Here is a 6,000-nt window from a genome sequence, read left to right as displayed (position 1 = left end):
GATGCGGGGCATGCGGCGCGATTCATGGCGTAATCCTTTGCAAGACTCCCCTCAGTCTGCCTTTGGCAGACAGCTCCCCTCAGCGGTGAGGGGACCCAGAGTATCGGATCTCTCCGGCAAAAGTGCGGCTACCGACGGTCTCTCTTACATTCGCCATCTCCACAGCCTCACTGAATCCTGTTCCTTGGCCTGATCTCCGGTCGCATTACTTCGGACTCCATACTTAGTAGCTTGGCGGCAATCCCACTCCGGCGACGGTCTTTTTTCCATTGACTTTCCTGTAGGGAAAGAGTTATTATTTCCTTAGAGGAAAGAGTTATTCCTCCATCGAGAATCATCGTGATCACGACCGTTACGATCGATGGATGCAGATGATCGGTGACGACGAACGGTCACCACTCGATTCGCTCGCCCAGCACTTTTGGTTCATTCATTTCACCAGTCATGTCGCGCTACGTTTATCCCTTGCGGAACGCGGCATCCACCCATTACTTAATCCGTCTCATCAACCGACGACGAAGTCGGAAAGGAGATGATTCCGATGCGTATCGAACAACCCGTTCCTCATATCGACCCGAATAACGCGAACGGGCGGACCGCACCGCCCCCGGAGCACCATGCCGACCCGAGCACCACCCCGCAGTCCGAAGCCTATCGGAACCTGCAGCAACTCAACAAGGACAGTGCCAGACTCGGGAAAAAGGCCGCCTGGCCCCTGTGGGTCAGCGTGGCGCATGGCATCGCATGGGGCGCGTTCTTCGCCGGCATGGGGATCTCAGATCCGTCCATCACCATGAAGCTGCTGGCCGTCTTCATTCTGTTCGAAGCGATCACCATCATTCCCGACGAGCGCCGCAAGCGCGTGCGCAGAACCGCGTGGATGGGCAATCGCGCCATTGTCCTCAACTACACGCTCACCACGGTCTTGGCGGTGATCGTGCTTCTGGCCGAAGGCGCGATGCGCGAGCAGGCTCGGCTGCTCGGCGGCGCAGAACCCCTCTCGCTGACGATCGTGCGGTACGGTGTTCTGCCTGTTCTCGGCGCGACGGCGATCATACTGCTCACCTGGATGCGCGAACGCGAGATCAGCCGGCTCATCGCAAGCCGGCATAATCCCGGCGATGGGGTCACGCCATGAGCGGCGATGCCACTCCGCGCTTCGACGAGCTCATCCATGAGCCCAATCGCCTGCGCATCTGCGGGCTGCTGGCCGCAAGCAACCCACTGGAGTTCTCCGTGATTCGCGACACATTGGAGATCAGCGACGCCGCCTGTTCCAAGCATCTCAAGGCTTTGGCGGAGAGCGGGTACGTGGCGTTGGAAAAGCGGCCGGGTATTCTCAACCGGCACAAGGTGACGCTGGTGCGCATGCTGCCGGCCGGAGCGCACGCCTTCGCCGCGCACATGGCGGCGTTGCGCGCGATCGCCGAGGGGCGTCCTCTTGGCTGAAAGCGGTTCACAAATCGAAGATACCCGCCTGCCGGCCGCGGAATTTCGCGGCTCGGATCAGGGTATCTTCGATTTGTGAACCGGTCTTGCCGGAGCGGTGTCCACTATTGTGCAATCTGAGCGAATAGCGTTCTCTTCACACTCAAAAAATCTAGGAAATGTAAGGTTTTGTGCATCTATTCACCGGATGAGGAAACTGGCCTTTCCCTGAACACCGCATTGCGGTATTCACCCCATTCGGGAAGTGGACGATTCGCGCGGACCGCCTTCTGAATGTCACCGTAGTAGTGCAGTTTGCGCAGAAGATGCGCGTGAGCCTCCTCAAGCGCACGGCGCTGCTCGTCAAGCGCCTCGTGTCGCTCGTTCAGCAGATCCATGATCTCGTCGATGTGTCCGGGCTCGTCGGATTCATACGCGAAGAACCGCTGAAGCTCGCCGATGCTCATGCCGGCGTGCTTGAAGCAGCAGATCGTGCGCAGACGGTTGATATGACATTCCCGGTATACGCGCTGCCCTGCCAGGTCACGCTCCACATTGGTGAGCAGATCGGCGTCCTCGTAGTAGCGCAGCGTGGACGGCGGCATGTGAAACATCGTGGCGACCTGTCGGATGGTGTAGCCGATAGAGGATGTGTCGTCATCGGCAAGGTGTTCGACGTTCCCGTCATTGTTCTTCGTCATGAGTCAGCCTCGTTTCGATCGTGGAATCACCTTCGGCGATGTCATCGCCGCCGTAACCGACGGCATGTCACAAGACAGCCTCCAGGCAACCGCCGGATGGCGTCGGCGAAAACGTCGGGATTCCATGGATTTGCATTCAAGCGTACTTGAAGTGCAACCATGGAATCAACGACACGGAATCCGCGACGATTCCAAAGGCATACGACAAGGAGCAACGATGTTCGAACCCACCACCACATACACGCCCGCCCCCACCCGCTACGACGGCATGACCTACAACCGCTGCGGCAATTCCGGACTGAAGCTGCCAGCGCTGTCGCTGGGATTCTGGCACAACTTCGGCGACATCACGCCGTACGAGCACATGAAGCAGCTGGTGTTCACGGCGTTCGACAACGGCATCACGCACTTTGATCTGGCGAACAACTACGGTCCGGAGCCGGGAGCTGCGGAACGGAATTGCGGCCGACTGCTGCACGAGTACTTCCGCGGACATCGCGACGAACTGATCATCAGCACCAAGGCCGGCTACGAGATGTGGCAGGGACCGTACGGCGACTGGGGCAGCCGCAAGTATCTGCTGGCGAGCCTGGATCAGAGTCTGGAGCGTCTGGGACTGGATTACGTGGATATCTTCTACCACCATCGTCCGGATCCGGAGACGCCGCTCGAGGAGACGATGGGAGCGCTGGCGCAGGCGGTGAGCAGCGGCAAGGCGCTGTACGTGGGTCTGTCGAACTATGATGGGCCGACCATGGAGAAGGCGGCGGCGATCCTGCAGGAGATGCACGTGCCGTTCATCATCAATCAGAACAAGTTCAACATCTTCGATCGCAGGACGGCGGAGAACGGTCTGTTGGATTCGGCCGAGCGTCTCGGCAAGGGCGTGATCACGTTCAGCCCGCTGCAGCAGGGTCTGCTGACGAACCGGTATCTCAACGGCGTGCCGGACGACAGCCGCATCAAGGCCGATGGCCGGTTCCTGCAGGAGAACGCGCTGACTCCGGAGCGTCTGGCGCAGATCCGCGCACTGAATGATCTGGCCGCCGACCGTGGGCAGACGCTGGCGGAGATGTCGGTGGCGTGGCTGCTGCATCATCCGGCGGTGACGACCGTGCTGGTGGGTGCCTCCAAGCCGCAGCAGATTCTCGACAACATCGGCGCGCTGAAGAACACCGAGTTCAGCGACGACGAGCTGCGCCGCATCGACGAGATCGCGGCGGGGAAGTAGTCGACGCCGATCGGCCGGCGCTGCGTGACCGGATTCGGTGGTCCGGATGAGACATCTTGGTAGTCGAGACGTGACATTTTGGTAGTCGAAACGAATTTGGTAGTCGAAACGGGACGGTGTGACCCCTAACAAGGTGGGAGGAACGTCGCGTTTGGACTACCAAGTTGGGTTTGGACTACCAAGTTGGGGTGCACGCGTGTCTAAGTTGCTGGAAACCACGCAGAGGTGCGCGGTGAAAGGGGAGCAGTTGCGTATGACTGCCTCCCCTCAGTCCGCCATGCGGCGGACAGCTCCCCTCGTCAGCGAGGGGAGCCGGAGAGAAATGACCCAACCGCGGATGCGCCACCCCGCCTAGCCCGAATTATTCACATGATGCGTGCGCCGCCAAGGCGCACCGAAGGAAGGCGTACGAAGGTACGTCGACTGAGGAGCAACGCAGGCGACGCTCCATCCCGTTCACTCCAAAATCATTGGATAACGCGTGTGTCGTCAAGGCGCGGAAGGCGAAGGCGTACAAAGGTACGTCGAAGTCCGCAGCAACGCGGATGACACCGTCCAGCCCGAATTATTCACATGATGCGTGCGTCGCCAAGGCGCACCGAAGGAAGGCGTACGAAGGTACGTCGACTGAGGAGCAACGCGGATGATGCCCCATCCCGTTCACTCCAAAATCATTGGATAACGCGTGTGTCGTCAAGGCGCGGAAGACGAAGGCGTACGAAGGTACGTCGAGTCTTCCGCAACGCAGACGACACTCCGTTATCCAATGATTTTCAGATGTCGTAGCGCCAGGATTTGTCGGTTACCACTCGTGCCATGGCGAGGCCGATGGGCAGGCAGATGATGACCATGAAGGCGCGGAAGGCCCAGTCGAGGGCGTTCTGGGTGTCGAACTGGCCGAGGTAGAACATGGCGCGGTACATGTACATTCCGGGGACCATGATGACGATGGACGGCACGGTGAGACAGATGCGCGGGTAGCCGAGGTGTGGGGGAAGCCAGCCGTGGCGGACGGAGGAGCGCCAGACGGCGGCGAGGAGACCGGCGAGGAAGGCGCCGATGAAGGTGGCGGCTTCCGGGGGCATGCCGAGAAGGTCCTGGAATTCGAGTCGCATGGTGTCGGTGATGGCGCCGATGAGGGCGGCGACGAGGCACATGCGCTGGGGGGAGTTGAACATGACGGAGAAGCCCCAGACTCCGATGAAGGCGAAGACGAATCGCAGGATGCCGGTGATGAGGGGGCTGAGCCCCTGGGGTTCGAATCCCTGGGGGTTGAGGAAGACGATGCGGGCGACGGCCCAGCCTGCGAGCGTGGCCATGAGGATGATGGACAGCGCGTAGGTGAGTCGTTGGATGCCGGAGGGGAAGTCGATTTTGGCGATGTCGAGTCCACCGGTGATGAGCGGGAAGCCGGGGATCACGAAGAGCATGGCGCCTATGTAGGCGGTGTCGTGCGCGAGGGCTATCGGATCGTAGAAGCCGATGAGTCGTAGGGTGCCGGTGCAGGCGAGCGCGGCGACGAAGACGGCGACGAAGGTGACGAAGAACTGGTTGAGGTGTTTGGCGAAGAGTTTGCGGCGCAGCCAGTGGCCGATGCCGGCGCCGACGAATGCGGCGATCATGTCGTAGAGTCCGCCGCCGAGGAGGAAGACGAAGGATGCGCAGGCGATGGCGGAGGCGAAGCCGGCGAATTCAGCGCTGTAGAGCGGTTTGCGGTGTTCGATGAGGTCGAGTCGTTCGTGGGCTTCGCGCACGGTGATGGGTTTGAAGTTCGGGTCGGTCGCGTTGGGGGCGAGCTTGCCGACATGGTCGAAGTGCTGGGCGTATTGTCCGCGTGGCGGATGATGCTCTCGCGGCTTGCGCGTCTTGGCCGCTTTGCCTGGTTTGGCGTCTGCGGTCGGCTCGTTCTTACCGTTGTTCTGCATCTGCTTGACGATGGGGTCGTCGGCGTCGATCTCGCGCTGCCGATCGATTTCGTCGATGCGTTCCTGCCGGGTGGCGGCGGACGTGGACTGCATGGGTGCGTTGTCGGGCAGTTCGGCGACGTCATGCGCATCGACGTCATGCGCGTTATCGCCGCCGCGTGCCTTGGCCGCCTTCTCGGCTTCGCGCAGCTCCTTGGCCGCTTCGGCGGACAGCTGGGAGACGTCGCGCACGTTGAGGTTCTCCACGAGTCTGTCGGAGAGCTCGACGCCGTGGTTGTGGTAGACGGCGGAGTGGCCGAGGTTCACGCTGAACCAGTCGGCGAAGTGTTCGAGCAGCCAGATGCGTTCGGTGTTGACACCTGTGGTGGGCAGATCGATGACTTCGGTGACGCGGTCCTTGTGGTCGGTGCAGGAGGCCTCGATGTCGGTGAGGTTGACGTCGGCGCGCACGTGCACGCCGAGCGGGTAGGCGATGCGGTGCATCATCTGTCGCACGCGGAAGCTTCCCGTGCCGGCGCCGAGGTCGAGCATGCCGACGCGTACGATGACGCTGGCCTTGGCGGCGATTCCGGCCTCGACGATCGGCTTGTCGTAGTCCCGTTCGATGTCTTCCATGTCGAGCGGGATGGAATGGGTGTGGAATTTGGTCACTTTTTCCACGCCGGCCGGCATGGCGGCGCCGTGGAGCGTTCCGTTGTTGTCATGCTTCTTCCCG

The 6,000-nt window shown here is 61.1% G+C and carries 5 protein-coding genes; 3 read left to right on the top strand and 2 right to left on the bottom strand.

What is annotated here, in order from left to right:
• The first annotated feature begins 541 nt into the window (after positions 1-541).
• Together Tam10B_RS10115 and Tam10B_RS10110 are read left to right on the top strand one after the other, a co-directional pair.
• Positions 542-1,138 carry a hypothetical protein gene (locus Tam10B_RS10115; RefSeq protein ID WP_093961122.1) on the top strand — a complete coding sequence of 199 codons (597 nt, stop codon included), beginning with the start codon at positions 542-544 and terminating at the stop codon, positions 1,136-1,138.
• Positions 1,135-1,449 (top strand): transcriptional regulator, encoded by a 315-nt coding sequence (locus tag Tam10B_RS10110; RefSeq protein ID WP_093961121.1) that lies wholly within the window; start codon positions 1,135-1,137, stop codon positions 1,447-1,449. The genes Tam10B_RS10115 and Tam10B_RS10110 overlap by 4 nt, the downstream gene beginning before the upstream one ends.
• 176 nt (positions 1,450-1,625) lie before the next feature.
• On the opposite strand, the gene Tam10B_RS10105 is transcribed toward Tam10B_RS10110, so the two are convergent.
• Complete coding sequence (locus Tam10B_RS10105; RefSeq protein ID WP_093961128.1) at positions 1,626-2,072, bottom strand: MerR family transcriptional regulator; 447 nt, start codon at positions 2,070-2,072, stop codon at positions 1,626-1,628.
• A 274-nt stretch (positions 2,073-2,346) separates the two neighbouring features.
• Here Tam10B_RS10105 and Tam10B_RS10100 point away from each other — a divergent pair, with 274 nt between their 5' ends.
• Positions 2,347-3,360 (top strand): aldo/keto reductase, encoded by a 1,014-nt coding sequence (locus Tam10B_RS10100; protein WP_093961120.1) that lies wholly within the window; start codon positions 2,347-2,349, stop codon positions 3,358-3,360.
• A gap of 773 nt (positions 3,361-4,133) precedes the next feature.
• Here Tam10B_RS10100 and Tam10B_RS10095 read toward each other — a convergent pair.
• Positions 4,134-5,957, bottom strand: coding sequence for a threonine/serine exporter family protein (locus tag Tam10B_RS10095; RefSeq protein ID WP_233133693.1), 1,824 nt, complete (start codon positions 5,955-5,957; stop codon positions 4,134-4,136).
• Positions 5,958-6,000: the final 43 nt, after the last annotated feature.

This window comes from Bifidobacterium vansinderenii, from assembly GCF_002234915.1.
Lineage (GTDB): Bacteria > Actinomycetota > Actinomycetes > Actinomycetales > Bifidobacteriaceae > Galliscardovia > Galliscardovia vansinderenii.
Note: the sequence above shows the minus strand (reverse complement) of the source record. Positions and strands in the feature narration are given on the sequence as shown.